At 72.8% G+C, this 17,648-nt stretch carries 12 protein-coding genes; 7 read left to right on the top strand and 5 right to left on the bottom strand.

Annotated elements, in window-relative coordinates:
- Positions 1-18: 18 nt before the first annotated feature.
- On the top strand, positions 19-672 hold the full coding sequence (locus ACIBSV_RS17730) for a TetR/AcrR family transcriptional regulator (RefSeq protein WP_395863912.1): 654 nt from the start codon (positions 19-21) through the stop codon (positions 670-672).
- Between the two features lie 339 nt (positions 673-1,011).
- Here the strand turns inward: ACIBSV_RS17730 and ACIBSV_RS17725 are convergent, their stop codons facing one another.
- Positions 1,012-1,773, bottom strand: a complete 762-nt coding sequence (locus ACIBSV_RS17725) for a 3-hydroxyacyl-CoA dehydrogenase (protein ID WP_395863910.1) — start codon at positions 1,771-1,773, stop codon at positions 1,012-1,014.
- Positions 1,774-1,883: 110 nt separating this feature from the next.
- Positions 1,884-3,062 (bottom strand): thiolase family protein, encoded by a 1,179-nt coding sequence (locus ACIBSV_RS17720; protein ID WP_395863908.1) that lies wholly within the window; start codon positions 3,060-3,062, stop codon positions 1,884-1,886.
- 291 nt (positions 3,063-3,353) lie between these two features.
- Between ACIBSV_RS17720 and ACIBSV_RS17715 the strand changes: the two genes are divergently transcribed.
- Entirely contained in the window at positions 3,354-3,974 is a 621-nt protein-coding gene (locus ACIBSV_RS17715; protein WP_395863906.1) for a TetR/AcrR family transcriptional regulator, read from the top strand.
- Between the two features lie 129 nt (positions 3,975-4,103).
- On the opposite strand, the gene ACIBSV_RS17710 is transcribed toward ACIBSV_RS17715, so the two are convergent.
- The gene (locus ACIBSV_RS17710) at positions 4,104-5,033 is read right to left on the bottom strand and encodes an NADP-dependent oxidoreductase (protein WP_395863904.1); all 930 of its coding nucleotides are present in this window, start codon (positions 5,031-5,033) and stop codon (positions 4,104-4,106) included.
- Between the two features lie 128 nt (positions 5,034-5,161).
- Here ACIBSV_RS17710 and ACIBSV_RS17705 point away from each other — a divergent pair, with 128 nt between their 5' ends.
- From ACIBSV_RS17705 to ACIBSV_RS17690, 4 genes are all read left to right on the top strand, one after another.
- Positions 5,162-5,590, top strand: coding sequence for a winged helix-turn-helix transcriptional regulator (locus tag ACIBSV_RS17705; RefSeq protein ID WP_395863902.1), 429 nt, complete (start codon positions 5,162-5,164; stop codon positions 5,588-5,590).
- Between the two features lie 312 nt (positions 5,591-5,902).
- On the top strand, positions 5,903-6,430 hold the full coding sequence (locus ACIBSV_RS17700) for a sigma-70 family RNA polymerase sigma factor (protein ID WP_395863900.1): 528 nt from the start codon (positions 5,903-5,905) through the stop codon (positions 6,428-6,430).
- Complete coding sequence (locus ACIBSV_RS17695; protein WP_395863898.1) at positions 6,427-7,635, top strand: hypothetical protein; 1,209 nt, start codon at positions 6,427-6,429, stop codon at positions 7,633-7,635. Before ACIBSV_RS17700 ends, ACIBSV_RS17695 begins: the two co-directional genes overlap by 4 nt.
- A 218-nt stretch (positions 7,636-7,853) precedes the next feature.
- The gene (locus ACIBSV_RS17690) at positions 7,854-12,524 is read left to right on the top strand and encodes an FtsK/SpoIIIE domain-containing protein (RefSeq protein ID WP_395863896.1); all 4,671 of its coding nucleotides are present in this window, start codon (positions 7,854-7,856) and stop codon (positions 12,522-12,524) included.
- A gap of 85 nt (positions 12,525-12,609) precedes the next feature.
- Here ACIBSV_RS17690 and ACIBSV_RS17685 read toward each other — a convergent pair whose 3' ends face one another.
- Both ACIBSV_RS17685 and ACIBSV_RS17680 read right to left on the bottom strand, forming a co-directional pair.
- Positions 12,610-12,912 carry a hypothetical protein gene (locus tag ACIBSV_RS17685; RefSeq protein ID WP_395863894.1) on the bottom strand — a complete coding sequence of 101 codons (303 nt, stop codon included), beginning with the start codon at positions 12,910-12,912 and terminating at the stop codon, positions 12,610-12,612.
- Positions 12,913-13,028: 116 nt separating this feature from the next.
- Positions 13,029-13,868 carry a hypothetical protein gene (locus ACIBSV_RS17680; RefSeq protein ID WP_395863892.1) on the bottom strand — a complete coding sequence of 280 codons (840 nt, stop codon included), beginning with the start codon at positions 13,866-13,868 and terminating at the stop codon, positions 13,029-13,031.
- Positions 13,869-14,105: 237 nt separating this feature from the next.
- Here ACIBSV_RS17680 and ACIBSV_RS17675 point away from each other — a divergent pair.
- The coding region (locus tag ACIBSV_RS17675) for a hypothetical protein (RefSeq protein ID WP_395863890.1) at positions 14,106-17,648 on the top strand (3,543 nt) is incomplete at its 3' end.

Below are 17,648 nucleotides of genomic sequence, written 5' to 3'. Positions count from 1 at the left end.
AATCAGGAGCCGGACCCCATGGCGGAGCCACTCGCGGCCGATCTGCGCGCCGACGGCCACACCGACTGGCGCGCGTACGATCCGCTGCTGCTGCCGCCGATCCTGGCCGCTTCGCTGGCCGCGTTCGACGAGCACGGGTATCACGGCACGACGGTGCGCGACATCGCGCGCCGCGTCGGTGTGACGGTGCCGGCGCTGTATTACCACTACCAGAACAAACAGGCGTTGCTGGTCGAGCTGCTGATCGGCTCGATGAACGCCGCGCTCGGCCGCTGCCGGGGCGCACTCGCCGAGGCGGACGACGCGCCCACCGCGCGGTTCGCCGCACTGGTCGAGTGCATCGTGCTGTACATGGCCAACCGCGCGCCGCTGGCCTTCCTGGACACCGAGATGCGCAGCCTCGAACCCGACAACCGCGCCCGCTACGTCGCGATGCGCGACGAACTCGAGGCCCTGATGCACGACGCGGTCCGCGACGGCGTCGCACTGGGCGAGTTCAGCACGCCGTACCCCGTCGACGCCGGCCGCGCCGTCCTCACCTGCTGCCAGGCCGTCGCCGACTGGTACCGCTCCACGGGCCCCTTGACCCCATCCCAGATCGCCGACCGCTACGTGCAAATCTCCTTGGCCACAGTCGGCCACACCCCAAAACCCAGCCCACCCGGCACTTGAGGCCACCCCAACCAACACCAACGCCCAGCACCGCCCGAGCCAATCTCACCCCGTCCGGCGCTTGAGGCCACCCAACCCACACCCGACACCAAGCGCCACCCGAACCAAAACCCAGCCCGGCCGGCGCTTGAGGCCACCCCAACCCACACCCCACACCAAACGCCGACCAAACCGAAAACCCAGCCCGGCCGGCGCTTGAGGCCACCCCGACCCACACCCCACACCAAACGCCGACCAAACCGAAAACCCAGCCCGGCCGGCGCTTGAGGCCACCTCGGCCGGAGGCCGGGTAACCCAGCCCGGCCGGCGCTTGAGGCCAAAAGGCCCAGCGCCCAGCGCCTACTTCGGCGCCATCCTGATCGCCCCGTCCAACCGAATCACCTCGCCGTTGAGCATCTGGTTCTCCACGATGTGCGCGACCAGCGACGCGTACTCCGCCGGCCGCCCCAACCGGCTCGGATGCGGCACCTGCGCCCCGAGGGACGCCCGCGCGGCCTCCGGCAACGACCCGAGCAGCGGCGTCTCGAACAGGCCGGGCGCGATCGTCATCACCCGCACCGCCAACCCCGCCAGGTCCCGCGCGATCGGCAGCGTCATCGCCGCGATCCCGCCCTTGGACGCGCTGTACGCGGCCTGCCCGATCTGCCCGTCGAACGCCGCGACCGACGCGGTGTTCACGATCACGCCGCGCTCGCCGTCCACCGGATCGTGCCCGACCATCCGCTCCGCGGCCAACCGCAGCACGTTGAAGGTGCCGATCAGGTTGACGTTGACCACCCGCGCGAACACGTCCAGCGGGAAGGCGCCCTTGCGGCCCACCGTCCGCGCCGCGTCGGCCACGCCCGCGCAGTTGACCGTGATGGCCAACCTGCCGTCCGCGTCGGCCACCTCCACCGCGGCCCGTACGTCGTCCTCTCGAGTCACGTCGCCGGGCACGAACACGGCTCGCTCGCCCAGCAGTTCGGCAACTCCCTTGCCCTGCGAGGAGGGCAGGTCGAAGAGTACGACCGAGGCGCCCTTCGCGACGAGCAGTTCGGCGGTGGCCAGGCCCAGGCCCGAGGCGCCGCCGGTAACCAGGGCGGTGGTGCCTTCGATGCGCATGTATGTGTCTCCGTAACAGTCAAGTGCGGGGTCGAGCAACAACGGGAAGACGGACGGGAAATCGGGTGCGAACCGCGATCACGCGGCCCGGGTGCGGTGGATCCGCGAGCTCACAGGCGTTCGATGATCATCGCGTTGGCCATCCCGCCGCCCTCGCACATCGTCTGGAGGCCGTACCGGCCACCCGTGGACTCCAGCACGCCCAGCAGCGTGCTCAGCAACCGCCCGCCGGACGCGCCGAGCGGGTGGCCGATCGCGATCGCGCCGCCGCGCACGTTCACCTTCTCCAGGTCGGCGCCCACGTCCGCCGCCCACGCCAACGGCACCGGCGCGAACGCCTCGTTGACCTCGAACGCGTCGATGTCGTCGATGCCCAGCCCGGCCCGTTCGAGCACCTTGCGGGTGGCCGGGATGACCCCGGTGAGCATCAACAGCGGGTCGTCGCCGGTCACCGCGAACGCGTGGAAGCGGGCCCGCGGGGTCAGGCCGAGCGCGGTCGCCCGTTCCTCGCTCATGATCAGCGCGGCGGAGGCGCCGTCGGTGAGCGGCGACGAGTTGCCCGGGGTGATCCGCCAGTCGATCTCCGGGAAGCGCGCGCCCATGCCCTCGTCCACGAACGCGGGCTTGAGTCCGGCCAGCCCCTCCTCGGTGGTCGCGGGACGCACCGTCTCGTCCACCCGGTGCTCACCGCCGTCGAGGGTGATCGGCACGATCTCCCGGTCGAACGCGCCCTCCGCGCCGGCCCGTGCGGCGAGCCGGTGCGAGCGTGCGGAGAACCGGTCCAGCGTCTCGCGGTCCAGGTTCCATCGGGCCGCGATGAGTTCGGCCGAATAGCCCTGCGGGATCAACCCCTGCGGGTAGCGCTTGCCGAGCAGTTCGCCGAACGGGTCGCCCCCGCGCGCGGCGAAGCCCATCGGCACCCGGCTCATCGATTCGACGCCGCCCGCGATCACGATGTCGTACGCGCCGGCGATCACGCCCTGCGCGGCGAAGTGCGCGGCCTGTTGGCTGGATCCGCACTGCCGGTCCACGGTCGTCGCGGGCACGCTCTCCGGGAATCCGGCGGCGAGCACCGCGTTGCGGGCGATGTTCAGCGACTGGTCGCCGGCCTGGGACACACAGCCCGCGATCACGTCCTCGACCGACGCGGGGTCGAGCCCGTTGCGCTCGACCAGCGCGCGCAGCGTGTGTGCGAGCAGGTCGACCGGGTGGGTGCCGGACAGCGCGCCGCCGGGCTTGCCCTTGCCGGACGCGGTGCGTACGGCGTCGACGATGACGGCTGTGGTCATGGGGTTTCGTCTCCTTCAGGACTGGCGGAACCGACGGACCGGCGGGCCCGGCCGGGCCACACCCGGCGGCCGACCGGCGCCGCCCCACGCGGTTCCGCCACCGCCGCCGGTGAGGTGTACCGGACTCCAAGGTTACTGAACGTTCGCTAAAGACATTCGACCCGCCGGCGCAACCCCTGTCAAGCATCGACCCGGGCGCCGCCATCGTTCCCGGCCGCGGCGCCGGTGCGTCGCACCGCACCGGCGCCGCGGCCGGCATACGTCGCCGGGCGCGGCACTAGGCTGACGACCGTGACCAGCAGCGCACCCGTACGCGAGCCACGCCAGCACCGCAGCCGCGTCACCCGAGCCAGGCTCCTGGACACCGCCGTCGAGGTCCTCGCCGAGTTGGGCTGGCTCGGCGGCACCGTCACCGTGGTCGCCGAGCGCGCGGGCGTCTCCCGGGGCGCCGTGCAGCACCACTTCCCCACCCGCGAGGACCTGTTCACCGCCGCGATCGACCACATGGTGACCGACCTGTTCGCCCGGATCCGGCTGGACGGCGCCCGGATCCCGCCCGGCCCCGAGCACACCGAGGCGGTGGTCGAGGCACTCGTGTCGATGTTCCGCGGCACGCTCTACCGCGCCGCGCTCAACCTGTGGGCCGCCGCCGTGCAGGACGAGGCGCTGCGGGTCAAGGTGTTGCCGCTGGATCGGCGACTGTGCGCCGCGATGTACGACATGGCGGTCGACCTGCTCGCCGCGGACGTGTCCCGCCCCGGGGTGCCCGCCGCCGTGGAGGCGACCCTGTCCCTCGCTCGCGGCCTGGGTGTGCGGGACATGCTCGTCGAGGACGAGGCGACCCGACGGGCGATCGTACGACAGTGGGCCGGGTACCTGGGGTCTGTGCTAGCCGGTCCCGACGCGACCTGATCCGCCTCCGTGCCGCCTTCGACGAGGCGATCCACCCCGGGCCGCCCCGGCAACCGTGGGAGGCGCACGTGCCCGCCGGCCAGGACGCCGCACGCCCTGAGTCGAGCGCCTCGCCCCTCCCCCGCCCGGCTACGGCACCAGCACCAACCGTCCGCGCAGGCCGCCCGCCTCCAGTCGGGCGAACGCCTCGGCCGCGTCCGCCAGCGGGAAGGTCCGGGCCACCCGCAGGGTCAGCCCGCCCTTGTCGGCCAGCGCCGCGAGTTCGGCCATCCGCGCGCCGTCCGCGCGGATCCAGACCTGGTGCACCCGGGTCCCGCGCAGTGCCGGCGGCGCCGCGCCCGCGTTGACCGCGACGAACGCCCCGCCGCCGCGTACCGCGTCCAGCGCGTCCGGCCCGAGCATCGCCGCGTCCAGCGCCGCGTCCGCGCCCCCGGGCAACAACGCCCGGATGCGGTCCGCGAGTTCGGAACCGCGCTCGACGAACCACTCGGCCCCGACGCCGCGGAGGAAGTCCTCGTCCGCGGCACCCGCGACCGCCACCACGCGCACCCCGCGCGCCGCCGCGAGTTCGACCGCGAAGGCGCCGACCGCGCCCGCCGCACCGGTCACCACCAGCGTGTCCCCGGCGGACAGGTCGAGCAGGTCCAGCCCCTGCCACGCGGTCAGCCCGTTCAGCGGGATGGTCGCCGCCGCCACCGGATCCAGGCCGGCCGGCAGCGGCCCGACCGCCTCCGCGTCCAGCACCACGAACTCGGCCTGCGCGCCCGTCCGTACATCCAGCCGGTCGCGCAGCCCGAGCACCGCGTCGCCGATCGCGAACCCGGTGACCCCCGGGCCGACCTCGGTCACCTCGCCCGCGACGTCCCAGCCCAGCCCGAACACCTCGCGAGCACCCACCAGGCCGAACCGCACCGGCGCGCCGTCCACCACCAGCAGATCCACCGGGTTCACCGTCGCCGCCGCGACCCGGATCCGCACCTGTCCCGGTCCCGGTTCGCGGTCGGGTGTGTCCACGACCTCGACGACGGGCGATCCGGCTCGGGCGATCACCGCACGCATGACACCACTCCCACGTTCCATGTGGCTGCGGGCCGGCCCTCCCGGCCCCTCGGTCGAAAACCTACGAAGAGCTACTCTCCAATGGAAAGCACATACCTCGAAGTGCGTATGCCACCCGAAGGAGAGCCATGGCGACCCGTACCGCGGCCCAGCGCCGCACCGAGGCCCGCACCGCGTTCGACGCCTACATGGCGGACTGCCCGGCCCGCCGGCTCCTGGACGGGATCAGCGACAAATGGGTGAGCCTGCTGGTCAACGCGCTGGCGGACGGCCCGCTGCGGTACAGCGACCTGTCCCGCCGGGTGGCCGGGGTCAGCCAGAAGATGCTCACCCAGACGTTGCGCAACCTCGAACGCGACGGCCTGGTCACCCGCACGGTCACCCCGTCGGTCCCGGTCCGGGTCGACTACGCGCTCACCCCGCTGGGCGAGAGCCTGCTGCCGCTGATGCTGGCCATCAAGACCTGGGCCGAGGAGCACATCCCCGAGGTGGATCGGGCACGCGAGCGCTACGACGCGGAACACCTCGCACCGAGCGGGACCCCGGGCGCGATCTGACAGCCCCTCACCGGCCCCGCCCGCATCGGGCACGATCCGACGCGCCCTCACCGGCCCCGCCCGCGACGGCCGTTCGCGCCGCGCGGCCCGGGCCCGCGTCCTCGTCCCCCACCGCACGGGGGTGACCTGCCACTTCGCCGACGTCCGAGGCACAGCGCGCTTGTGTTCGGGTCGCACGACGGCGGGTCACCAGCGGTCCGCCAGAACATCGCCGACTGTTCATTTTCCGTCCCGCCGAGGGTGTTTCCGGCTCCATATCGTGATCTTGACCGGCGGAACGGACGCCGGCCGAACCCCTCGAGGAGCCCTGTCGTGTCGCCTGGCCGTGAGACCCACGAGCGCGAACGGCGGATCGAAATGCTGATGGCGGAGAGCACGCCGCTGCGCAGGTACGTGAGCGGCATCCTGGGCACGGACCTGCACACGGTCGAAGACGTGGTCCAGGAAACGCTGTTACGGGCCTGGGAGGCGGCGGACCGCCTGGACTGGGACGGCAGACCGATCCGGATGTGGCTCTTCCGGGTCGCCCGCAACCTGGCCGTGGACGCCCGACGGCGCAACCGGTCGCTGCCGGTGGGCATCGATCCCAGCGAGTTCGTCGGATTGCCCACGGTGCCCGATCCGGCCGCGACAGTGGTGGATCGTTGCGTACTGGTGGGGGCGTTGCGCGCGCTCGCGCCCTCGCACCGCGAGGCGGTCGCCCAGGTGCATCTGCTCGACCGCAGCGGCGCGGACGTCGCGCGTGCCCTGGGGATACCGCGCGGGACGGTCAAGTCCCGTACCTACCACGGGATCGCGGCCATCCGTCGGGAGCCGGCCGCGATCGAGGAGAGCGGATGACAGGCTCCGAGGACCTCGCCATGCGGGTCGCCGGATACGACATGACGACCCTGCTCGGCTACACCGGGATCGCCGTCCTCGTGTTCGCGCTCGCCCACTGGGCCGCCATGCGGCGCGGCGGCTGGCGCTTCGTCCGCCGCCGGTTGCGCCGCGAGATCGCGTTGACCGTGGCCGCGTTCGCCGAGCCGGTCACCGCTTTCACCCGCTATCGGCGGCGGCGCCGGCTGCTGGTGCGGGCGCTGCGCGGGCCGAGCACCTGGACCGACGCCGAGCACGCGCTACAGCTCGCGGCGACCGTGTCGGCGAGCGCGCGCCCATACGCGGCCCTGGTGGAGCGCGACGTGGTGGGCGTGCTGGTCGCCTGCGGGCCGGACCTGCCCGAGCCCGCCGAGCCGTGGGCCGCGGACGAACTGGACCCCCGGCTGTGGTGGATCGCTCGGGCCGACCTGGAGGCCGGCCCGGGTCCGGCGCCGCTCCTGGTCGCGGTCGGCATCCGCCGGGACGCGGTGGTCTTCCTCGACCTGCTGACCGGCCCGCGGGTGCTCGCGGTGTCCGGTGAACGGCGCGGCACGCGGGCCACGTTGCAGGCCCTCGCCGCCCAGCTCGACGCCCGGCTGCCGGCCGGCGCGGTCACCGTCGCGGAAGGGGTGCACGCCCGACACGCGGGACCGACCCCCGCCGAGGCGTTCGCCCGCGCGACCACCGCCGCCGCGACCCGCCGGCATCCGCAGGTCGTGGTGTGCGCGGACACGCCGGACGTGCCGAGCGCCTCCCCGGTGTCGGTGCTGACCCTGGGTCGACCGCGGGGCCACGCCCGGCTGTTGGCCGTGTCGCCGACCGGTGCGCTGCTCGTGCACGGCACCCCGCTGCGGGTCGACGCGCGGCCGTTGCCGCGGGCCGTGGCCGCGGCGGTGTGGCAACTGCCGCCGTGGCCCACCGAGGACGCGGCACGCCGGGCGCCGATCGCCGCGGACCCGGACCTGGGGCTGGATCCGGACCCGGACCTGGACTCGGCCCTGGACCCGGTGAGGAACCCGGCGCCTGCCCCGACGGCCCCGGTCTCGGCCCCGGGCGCGACAGCCGAGCCGGCCTCGCCGATCCCGGCCTCGTCTACGGCCCCGCCCTCGACCCCGTCGGTCCCGCACGACGACCTCGACGAGCCCGCCGACACCGACAAGCCGAGCGGCGTCTCCGTCGACGCGTAGGGACGCGCACGACGCGCACTGCGCGCAGGACCCGCACGACGCGCGGACACGTAAAGAACGCGTAGAAACTCGTGGCGACGCGCACCGACGCGTCACCCCGCCTTCACCGCGCCGGACGGCCCGACCCTCGTGGGTCGGCCCGTCCGGCGTTCGCTCGCTTCCCGCCCCAGGCCGTACTTCGGCCCGAACCCGCCGCCCACCCCCAGGAGCACGCCAACGTGAGACTCACCGTCACCACCGTGGACGCCGAGGACGGCCTGCGCCGCGACCACCTCGTGGACCTCCCACCCGGGAGCATCGTGGCGGACCTCGCGATCGCGGTGCGCCGCCAGGCCGCTCCCTCCGCGACTCCCACGACTGACCGCGCCGCGCCGGCCGCCGACCTGGGCGCGTTCCTGGACGGCGCCGCGCCGACGGCCGGGCAGACCCTCTACCTCGGCACCGACCCGATCGACCCGCAGGCACCGCTCACCGTCTCCGGAATCCGCGAGGCCACCGTGCTGGGCCTGGGCGCGCCGGCCGCCGAGCCCGACCTCGTGCACGCCCCCCGCCATCCCCGGGACCCGCAGACCCTGGTCGAGGTACACGCGGTATCCGGGCCGTTCACCGGCCGGGTCTGGCCGCTGGGTCCGGGCAGCCACGAGATCGGCGCGGACGAGGGATGCGCGATCCGGCTGCCGGTGGCAGGCGTACCGCCTCGCGGTTTGTGGGTCACGGTCTGTCCGGACGGCAGCGCGTACTGGCACCGCACCGTCCCCGACGACGGCACCGTGCACGGCCGCGAGGTCGCGCCACCGCCCACGGACGCGATCACCGCCGCCGCGGCGCTGCCTCGCAAGCACGAGGAACGCATCCTCGAGGACGAGCGCGAGGCGGACCTCAAGGTCGAGCGGGAGAGCGCCAGGATCGCCCCGCCCGAGGGACCGGTGCTTCGGGCCCCCGCGCCGCCGGGCACCGACTGGACACCCAACGCCGATCTGGTCGTGGGCCCGTCGCTGCTCCGGTTGTCCCGGCCGGTCGAACCGGACGCCGACGTCACTCCCTCCGAGGACGGCATCGGGCTGGACTACAACCGGCCGCCCCGGATCGCCCCGCACCTGGACGCGGAGAAGATGCGGCTGCCCACGCCGCCGGTGGAGCCGAACCGGCTGCCGTTCCCGCTGCTGGTGATGATCGCCCCGCTGGTGATGGGCCTGGCGATGGTCTGGTTCTTCCATTCGTACTTCTATCTCATCTTCTGCATCATGAGCCCGTTCATGGCGATCGCGAACTGGATCTCCGGTCGCCGCGGCAACCGGGTCAAGCACCAGCTCGACGGGGTCCACTACCGGCGCCGGTTGCGCGTGCTGCACGACGACATCCGGACCGCCGTACGGCGCGAGCGCATCGTGCGCGGCGAGGTGGGTCCGGACCCGGCCGCGGTCGCGCTGATCGCGACCGGCCCGGGCGCCCGGTTGTGGGAACGGCGCCGGCGCGATCCCGACCACCTGGTGCTGCGCATCGGCACGGTCGACCAGCCCTCGGTCAAGGAGGTCGAGGACCCGGCCCGGGACGAACACCACCGCGTCGCCCGGTGGACCCTGCCCGACACCCCGATCGGCATCGAGATCGCCGACCACGGCGTGCTCGGCGTGGCCGGCCCGACCGAGCCGGTCCAGGCGTTGGCCCGTTGGCTGGTGGTCCAGGCCGCCGTCCTGCACAGCCCGCGCGACCTGCGCGTCGTAGTGCTCACCGCCCCGGACCGGATCGCCGACTGGGCCTGGGTGCGCTGGTTGCCGCATCTGCGCCCGCAGTCCCGCTCGGCCGCGCCCGTGGTACTGCTCGGCACCGACCCGGAATCCACCGCGAACCGGATCTCCGAACTGGTCGCACAGATCCAGAGCCGCCGGCGCAGCCTGGGCTCGTCGATGGGCCAGGCCATGTTCAGCGGCCCCGACATCCTGGTGATCGCCGACGGCGCCCGGCAGTTGCGCGAGGTGCCGGGCATGGTCCAGGTGCTCACCGAAGGTCCCGCCGCCCGCGTGTTCAGCGTGTGTCTGGACGAACGCGAGCGGCTGCTGCCCGAGGAGTGCACGGCCGTCGTACTGGCCGCGGGCCGACACCTGACGGTCCGCCAGACCGGACTGCCGGATGTCGCGGACGTGCGGGCCGATCACGTGGACGCGCCGTGGTGCGAACAGGTGGCCCGCTCGCTCGCGCCGCTGCGCGACGTCAGCCCCGAGCACGACAGCGGCCTGCCGCAGACCGTCAAGCTGCTCGACCTGCTCGACGTGGAACCGCCGAAGGCCGAACAGTTCCTGGCCCGTTGGGCCCATCGTCCGGCCTCGACCACCTTCGTCCTGGGCGCCGGGTACGACGGCCCGCTGCGGATCGATCTGGTCCGCGACGGTCCGCACGGCCTGATCGCCGGCACCACCGGCTCGGGCAAGTCCGAGTTGTTGCAGAGCTTCGTCGCGGCACTCGCGGTGGCCAACCGCCCGGACGAGCTGACCTTCGTCCTGGTCGACTACAAGGGCGGCAGCGCGTTCAGCGAGTGTGCCGAACTCCCGCACACCCTGGGCATGGTCACCGACCTGGACGAGCACCTGGCCGCCCGGGCGCTCGACTCGCTCGGCGCGGAACTGCGGCGTCGCGAACACCTGCTGGCGAACGTCGGCGCCAAGGACCATCCCGAGTACCGGGGCAAGCGGGCCGCCGATCCCGGCCTGGCGCCGCTGCCCCGACTGATCCTGGTGATCGACGAGTTCGCCACCCTGGTGCGCGAAGTACCGGACTTCGTCGCCGGTTTGATCAACATCGCCCAGCGCGGTCGCTCGCTGGGCATCCACCTGGTACTGGCCACCCAGCGGCCGGCCGGCGTGGTCACCGGCGACATCCGGGCGAACACCAACCTGCGGATCGCCCTGCGGGTGACCGACGGCGGCGAGAGCCAGGACATCATCGACACCGCCGAGGCCGTGCACATCTCCGCCTCGACCCCGGGGCGGGCACTGATTCGCACCGGCCCGAACGCGGCCGTCCCGTTCCAGGCCGCGTGGGTGGGCGCGGAACGACCGGTACCCGGTGTCGCCCGCAAGGAGGGCGCGACCCGCTCGGTCCGGGCCACCGAACTGACTCTGACCGGCCTGGGCCGCCCCGCGTCGCTGCCCACGCCCGACGAGGGCCCGGACACCGTGGACGCGCCCAACCCCACCGACCTCAACGCACTGGTCCTGGCGCTGCGCGAGGCGGCCGAGGCGCTGCCGGACTACACCCGCCAGCCCAGCCCGTGGTTGCCCGCGCTCGCCGAACGGGTGTTGCTGGGCGACCTGCCCGACGTGGAGCGGGCCGACGCCGACGCGCACGCCTCATCCCCGCCGCCCATCCCCTACGCGCTGGAGGACGTCCCGCAACTCCAGGAGCAGCGGGTCACCACCGTCGACCTGTCCACGTTCGGCCACTTGTACGTGATCGGCTCGCCGCGCTCGGGCCGCACGCAGGTGCTGCGCACGATCGCCGGTGCCGCGGCGGCCGGCACGAGTTGCGCCGACGTGCACCTGTACGGCATCGACGCGGGCGGCGGCGGACTGGCCGCGCTGGAGGCCCTGCCGCACTGCGGCGCGGTGGTGTCGCGGCACGACATGGAACGGCTGGGCCGGCTGCTGAACCGGCTGGTCCGCGACCTGACCGAGCGCCAGGAGTTGTGCAGTTCGCACAACGCGGCCGGCCTGGTGGAGCTGCGCCGACTGCTCCCGGCGGCCGAGCGTCCCGCGCACATCCTGGTATTGCTGGACGGGTGGGACGCGCTGGTCGGGCTGCTCGACGACCACGACGGCGGCCGGCTCGTGGACGACGTGATGCGTCTGCTGCGCGAGGGCGCCGCGGCCGGGATCCACATCGTGGCGACCTCCGAACGCGGGCTGCTCAGCGGCCGGTTGGCCGCGCACAACGACCACAAGTTGTTGTTGCGCCAGGTCGACCGCACCGACTACCAGATGGTCGGCATGCCGGTGCGCAAGGTGCCCGCGGTGATCCCGCCCGGTCGGGGCTGGCACGCGTTGTCGCAGACGGAGTCGCAGATCGCGCTGCTCGCGGCCGATCCGAGCGGGCAGGAACAGGCCGAGGCGCTGCGCCGGATCGGCGCCGAGGCGACCGCCCGCGACGCCGGTGTGCCGCGGGTGCGGATGCCGGTGCGGATCCCGACGCTGCCGCGCGTGGTCGAGTTCGCCACCGCGTACGAGCAGGTGCCGGCCGAGTGCCGGCGCCCGATGTGGGGCCTGCTGGGCATCGGCGGCGACAGTGCCGAGCCGATCGGGGTGGACTTCACGACCAAGTCCGTGTTCTGCGTGATCGGGCCCTCCGGCACCGGGCGCAGCACGGCCCTGGCCTCGCTCGCGGTGTCGTTGCTCGCGGGCGGTACGTCCCTGGTCGTGCTCACCCCGCGCGAGTCGCCGCTGCGCGCGCTGGGGCAACACCCGCAGGTACGGCTGCTGACCGACGAGGATCCGCCCGCCGAGGACGTCGAGCGCGCCCTGGCGGAGTTGTCCGGCCCGCGCGTGGTCGTCGTCGACGACGCCGACCTGCTCGGGATGCCCGCCGCCGACCGGGTCCTGCGCGACCTGGCGATCGCCGGTCGCGACCGCGGCCAGGGTCTGCTGTACGCGGGCTCCTACGACGCCTTGCAGGTGGCGATGGGCAGTTGGCTCAGCGCGGCCCGCCGCGGCAGCCGCAACGGGGTCCTGCTCGCACCGAAGAACCTCCAGGAAGGCGACATGGTCGGCATCCGGCTGCCCACGAACGTGGTGCGCGCGGCGCCGTCCGGCCCCGGCCGGGCATGGACCGCGGGCCCGGGCAACGCACCGATGGCGGTACAGGTGCCGCTGACGGTACTGCGGCCCGCGGCCGGTTAGCGCGCGGCGAGGAAGTCCACCGGGCGAACGAGTTCGGGCCGCGTCCCCCACCGGGGAACGCGGCCCGAGTCTTGTCGCGGCAGGCTCAGTTCTTCTTCAGGTTCTTCGCCATCTCCACGTCCATCTCGTGCATCTGCGTCCTGATCTTGGCGAACATGTCGGAGAAGATCTGGATGCCGTCGATGGCCGCGGTCAGGCTCGTGTCGAACTTCGCGTACGCGTCGCGCATGGCCGGGCTCGACTCCTTGAAGACCATGCCGTTGTCGAGCAGGCCGTTCACGTCGGTGAGCAGGGTCTTGATCATCGGGGTGATGTTCTCGCGCGCCGTCTTGAGCTTTCCGGCGACCTCGTCGATCCGAGCGAAATCGAGCGCGATATCGGCGGCCATGGGTTCCTCCAGGGGAGATCGGGCTCACCGCGGGGGTGCGGCGAACCGGGTGATACGGGGGTAGGGCAGGCGGTCGGGCAGGCGGGGGCTCTCGGGGAAGCCGGGGTCGGGTGGACTCAGTCGCGTCGGGGACCGCGACCACCACCGCCGGCGCCACCGCCGGGTACGGGCTTCTCCGGCGGCGCGGGAGTGACGTCCTTCCACTCGTGCTTGCCGTCGACCCGCGTGTAGATGTGCGTCTTGCCCTCGGAGTCGACCACCTTCTGGGTGCCGCCGCCGTCCTTGTTCAGGTGCGTCTCGGTGGTGGTCACGCCGCCGTCGGGCGCGGTGGACACGGTCGTGTAGTTCAGCCGGTCCGCGTCGTACGTGGTGACCGACGTGTAGGTCTGGCCGTTCGAGGTGACCTTGGTCTCCTCCTTGATCACGTTCCCGTTCGCGTCCAGGGTCAGGTGGGTCTCGATCCGTCCGCCGTTCGGCGTGGTGATCACCTGGTCCAGAGGCGGCTTGTCACCGGGGTCGGTGGCCTTGCAGAACTCGGGAAACGTGCCGTCGGGGCCGGGCTTGGCGCACTCCGCGAGGTGCTCCTGCTTGTATTTCCAGGCGCTGACCTTGTTCCGCCACTCCTCCAGGCCCATCGTCGCGCCCATCACGCCCAGGCCCTCGGTGATCTGCGCGTCGGCGGTGAAGAACGCGTCGCCGACCTTGCCGAAGCAGTCGCCGAGCTTCTTCAGCAGGTCCTCGGCGCGGGTCATCGGGCCCTTGGACAACCGGTACAGCGAGCGGAACGACGCGGCCAGCGTCGGGTCGCCGAACACCGCCTGGGCCTCGGTGTATCCACCGTTGCCCAGGGTTGCGAAGTCGCTGGACTTGAGCGTGGGCGAGATCCGGTCGGCGAGCTCGTACAGGTCCTTCTTGGCCTCGCTCAGCGTGCTGTAATCCAGCGCGAAGTCGACCACGTCCGCTCCCGTCGGGCATCGCGGATCCACCGACCGGATCCGTCGCCGTGACCACGCCCGGGTCGGGTGCGCGGTTCATCGCCCGGTCGGGAAAGTGCGCGCGAACCGATCGAAGCCGGTCGCTCGCGGGCGGGTGAGCGCGCCCGCGCGGTCGATCCCGTTGGCCGATGAACCAACCGACCGGCTCGGGCGTGGTCCGGGCGAGGTCCGGCGAGCACGGCGAGGAGACGACGGGTCATGGGCAATCGCCCCACCGACTGGAACGCGATCGGATTGAGTACCGATCCGACCCCGGGTGACCCCGTCCGACTGCGCGCGCTGGTCGACTCGATGGACAGCCTGGGACGCGTCGCCCGCGAGATCGACTCGGGCCTGAACTCGGTCCTGGACAAGACCGGGAAGGGCGCCTTCGTCGGGCAGACGGCGGACGCCCTGCGGGACCGGATCAGCGGCCCGTTGCGTGAGTTCGTGCAGAGCATCGCCGACGCGTTCGAGAACTCGGCCAAGTCGATGCGCACCTACGTCGACGTGATGGAGACCCAGCAGCGGATCGCCGACACCGCGCTGGCCAACGGCCGCGGCCTGACCGCCGAGGATCCCAACCGCGCCCAGTACGGTACGACCGCGCGCGACGCGGGCACGGCCCAGCGCACCCAGGCCCAGACCACCGCGAAGGTGGTCAACACCGCGGCGGCCGGCATCAAGCAGCCGGTGACCGACTGCGAGTTGTTCTGGGAGGCCTTCAACTGGCTGGCGATCCTGCTGATCCTGCCCGCGCTGCTGCTCGGCGGACCGCTCGCGCTGCTGGCGATCGGGGTGAACCTGGTCCTGTTCGTCAAGACCGCGGTGGACTTCTCGCAGGGCAAGGCCGGCCTGCTGGACCTGTTCCTGTCCGGTCTGGGGATGATCGCGCCGACCACCAAGGGCATCAACCTGCTCAAGCTGTTCAAGGACGGCGCGAAGTTCGTCTGGAACGGCTTCGCCAAATTCGGCCAGTCCGCGTGGAAGTTCGTCAAGGGCACCTTCAACGCGGGCGCGTTCCGCTCGTTCGCGTTCATCCCGGCGATCAAGGACTTCGCCCGACTCGCGGGCAACTGGATCAAGGTCGGCGGCCTGTGGGTCGGCGCGGCGGCGCTGAAGATGCCCTCCTGGATCCGCTCCACGCTCGGCAAGGGCGGCCTGGCCGTGGTCAACGGCTTCAAGGCGATCCCGGCCCTGTTCCGCGGCATCCCCGGCGCGCTCAAGGGATTCGCGGGCAGCACCTGGACGTTCGCCAAGAACCAGTTGGGCGGCACCAAGTGGCTGCGACTGATCCTGCCGGTGGACGCGGCCGAGATCAGCAGGTTCGGGCTCAAGCGCGCGCTGCAGATCGGCTTCTACGAGCGCGGTGTGCTCGGCAAGTTCCGCTACGGCGCGCCACTGCTGAGCGCGGGCGGGCGTGGCCTGAGCCAGATCCCGACGCCGCCGCTGCACGGCGTGAACGCCTTGACCGATATGCCGGTGGCCGATCTGGCCCGGATCCGGATCGGCGACTGGGCAGGTCCCGGCCCGGGCGGGATCAACCTGAAGAGCCTGGCACCGCCGACGAACCTGACCGTGACCTCCCCGGGCGGGTTGCACATCCCCACCTCGTTCGGCGAGGTGATGCAGTTCGCGCCGGACGCGGTGCGCAGGATGGACGCGCTCCTGGACATCGGGGCGCGCGACCTGCGGATGGTGCAGATCGGCGACTGGGCCAAGCTGCCGACGCCGGCGGGAAGCGGCCGGATGGAGCTGACCGGGGTCGGCTCGATCGGCCAACTCGCCCCGACCAACGCCGCCGCCGGCGCCGTACACACGCTGCCCACCCCGGGCGCGCTGCCCGCCGTCACGCACACCCCGTCGCTCACCTCGCTGTCCGCGCTCGACCTGGTCCAGAACGGCGCCACCCACCGCCCGAACACGCCGTCCCTGCTCACCGGCGGCGGTCCGGGCGGCACCACCACCGGCGTCGGGCACCTGGCCAACCCGAACCTGACCACCCCGACCCTGAACGGACCGGCGCTGACCAACCCGGGCCTGACCGGAGGCCACGGCCTGACCGCACCCGGGGTACACCCGCAGGTACAGCTCAAGCCGGTCGAGTTCGGCGCGACGAGCGGAGTGTCCACGCCGTCCCCGGCCACGCTCGCGGGCGGCCCGCAGCCGACCGCGCCGATGCCGGACCACGTCGGGAGTGCGCTGAACCTGCTGGACCACGGTCCGAGCACGCCGATCCGCGTCCTGGACTCCCCCGCCAACGCCGGCGCGCCGCCGCCACCGCACGCCCCGGGCTCGGCCGGCCGGCCGGTCTCCGGGCCGCCGACGTCGAGCCCACTCGCGGTCGCGCCGACTCCGCCGCCGCCCGGCGCGGGCCTGGTCGGCCCGGGCAACCGGCTCGCCCCGGGCCGGTTGGAGCAGTTGTGGCAGCGGGACGCGGATCGCATCGGCGCGCTGTTCGGCGCCGCCGACGACCCGCTGCGCACGAGCCGCGTCGAGGCCTGGCGCGACCTGGCCTCGGCGCGCAACGAACTGGGCCGGGCCCAGCAGGTGTTGCACGATCTGGAGATCCGCCCCGGCGGCGGATCCAAACCGTCCGCGTTCGAGCGGGACGCGCGGCTCGCGGTGGATCACGCCTCGACCAAGGTGGAGACCGCGCTCACCCGCCTGGACCGACTCGGCGTGGATCCGGCCCGGATCGACAAGGGCATCGCCCAGGTCCAGGCGCAGAGCCTGCTGGAGCGCCCGAGGCTGGTCGGCGGCAACCCGTACGGCCCGCACAACGGCATGGGCGACCTGCCGACGACCTCGACCACCGGCGTCTCGCACACCCCGACCACGCCGGTCGCGGGCGGCCTCGCGCAGCCGACCCCGGACATCCCGCTGCACGTCGGCCCAGGTACGAACGGCCTGGACGGCCTGTCCATTCGCACCGGGTTCGACGAGGCCGGCAACCCACGGCACTCCCTGGTGGGCGCGGACGGTGGTCCACCCGGCACCGGGCCGGTCCTGGAGGTGCGCGGGAGTTCGGGCTTCGCCGTCCGCCACCCGGACGGCACCGTGCACGGGTTCGGACCGGCGGGTGAACCGCTCACCACGCATGTGCCGTTGCGTGGTCAACCCTCGGGTCTGACGCTGCTCACGGAGTATCACGGCTCGGGACCGACAACCCACACGCTCGTCGACGCCCGTGGCACGCGCGTCACCGAGTCACTGGTCACCTCCGACGCACACGGCTTCCGGGTCACCGATCCGACCACCGGCTCCAGTACCCGCTACCGGGTGGACGGCAGCGTCCTGGATCGGGGCACGGCACTGGCCGGTCCCGGCAACCCGCGCTTCGTGGTCACCGACGGCACCACCCACAGGCTCACCGACGTCCTCGGCAGGCCCTTCCCGGACCACGCCGTCACCGGCGTCGACGGCCACGGCTTCCGGGTCACCGACACGACGACCGGTGGGACCGCCCGTTACAACGCCCGCGGGGTCCTGGTCGAGAGCGGAACGGCGCTCGACGGCCCGCGCGGAGCACACTTCCTGGTCGAGAACGGCACCGAGAACCTCCGCCTGACCGACGTCCACGGCCGGCCGATCCCCGACCACACCCTCACCTCGGTCGACCACGGCAACGGCCTGCGCGTCACCGACACGAGCGGCAACACCTCGACCCGCTACAGCCGTGACGGCTCCATCGAGCACAGCACCCGACTCGGCGGCAACGACACCCACTTCGTCGTCGACGCGGGCAACGGCCGACTCACC

Source organism: Embleya sp. NPDC050154 (assembly GCF_044460165.1).
Lineage (GTDB): Bacteria > Actinomycetota > Actinomycetes > Streptomycetales > Streptomycetaceae > Embleya.
This window is presented reverse-complemented; position numbering and strand designations above follow the sequence as displayed.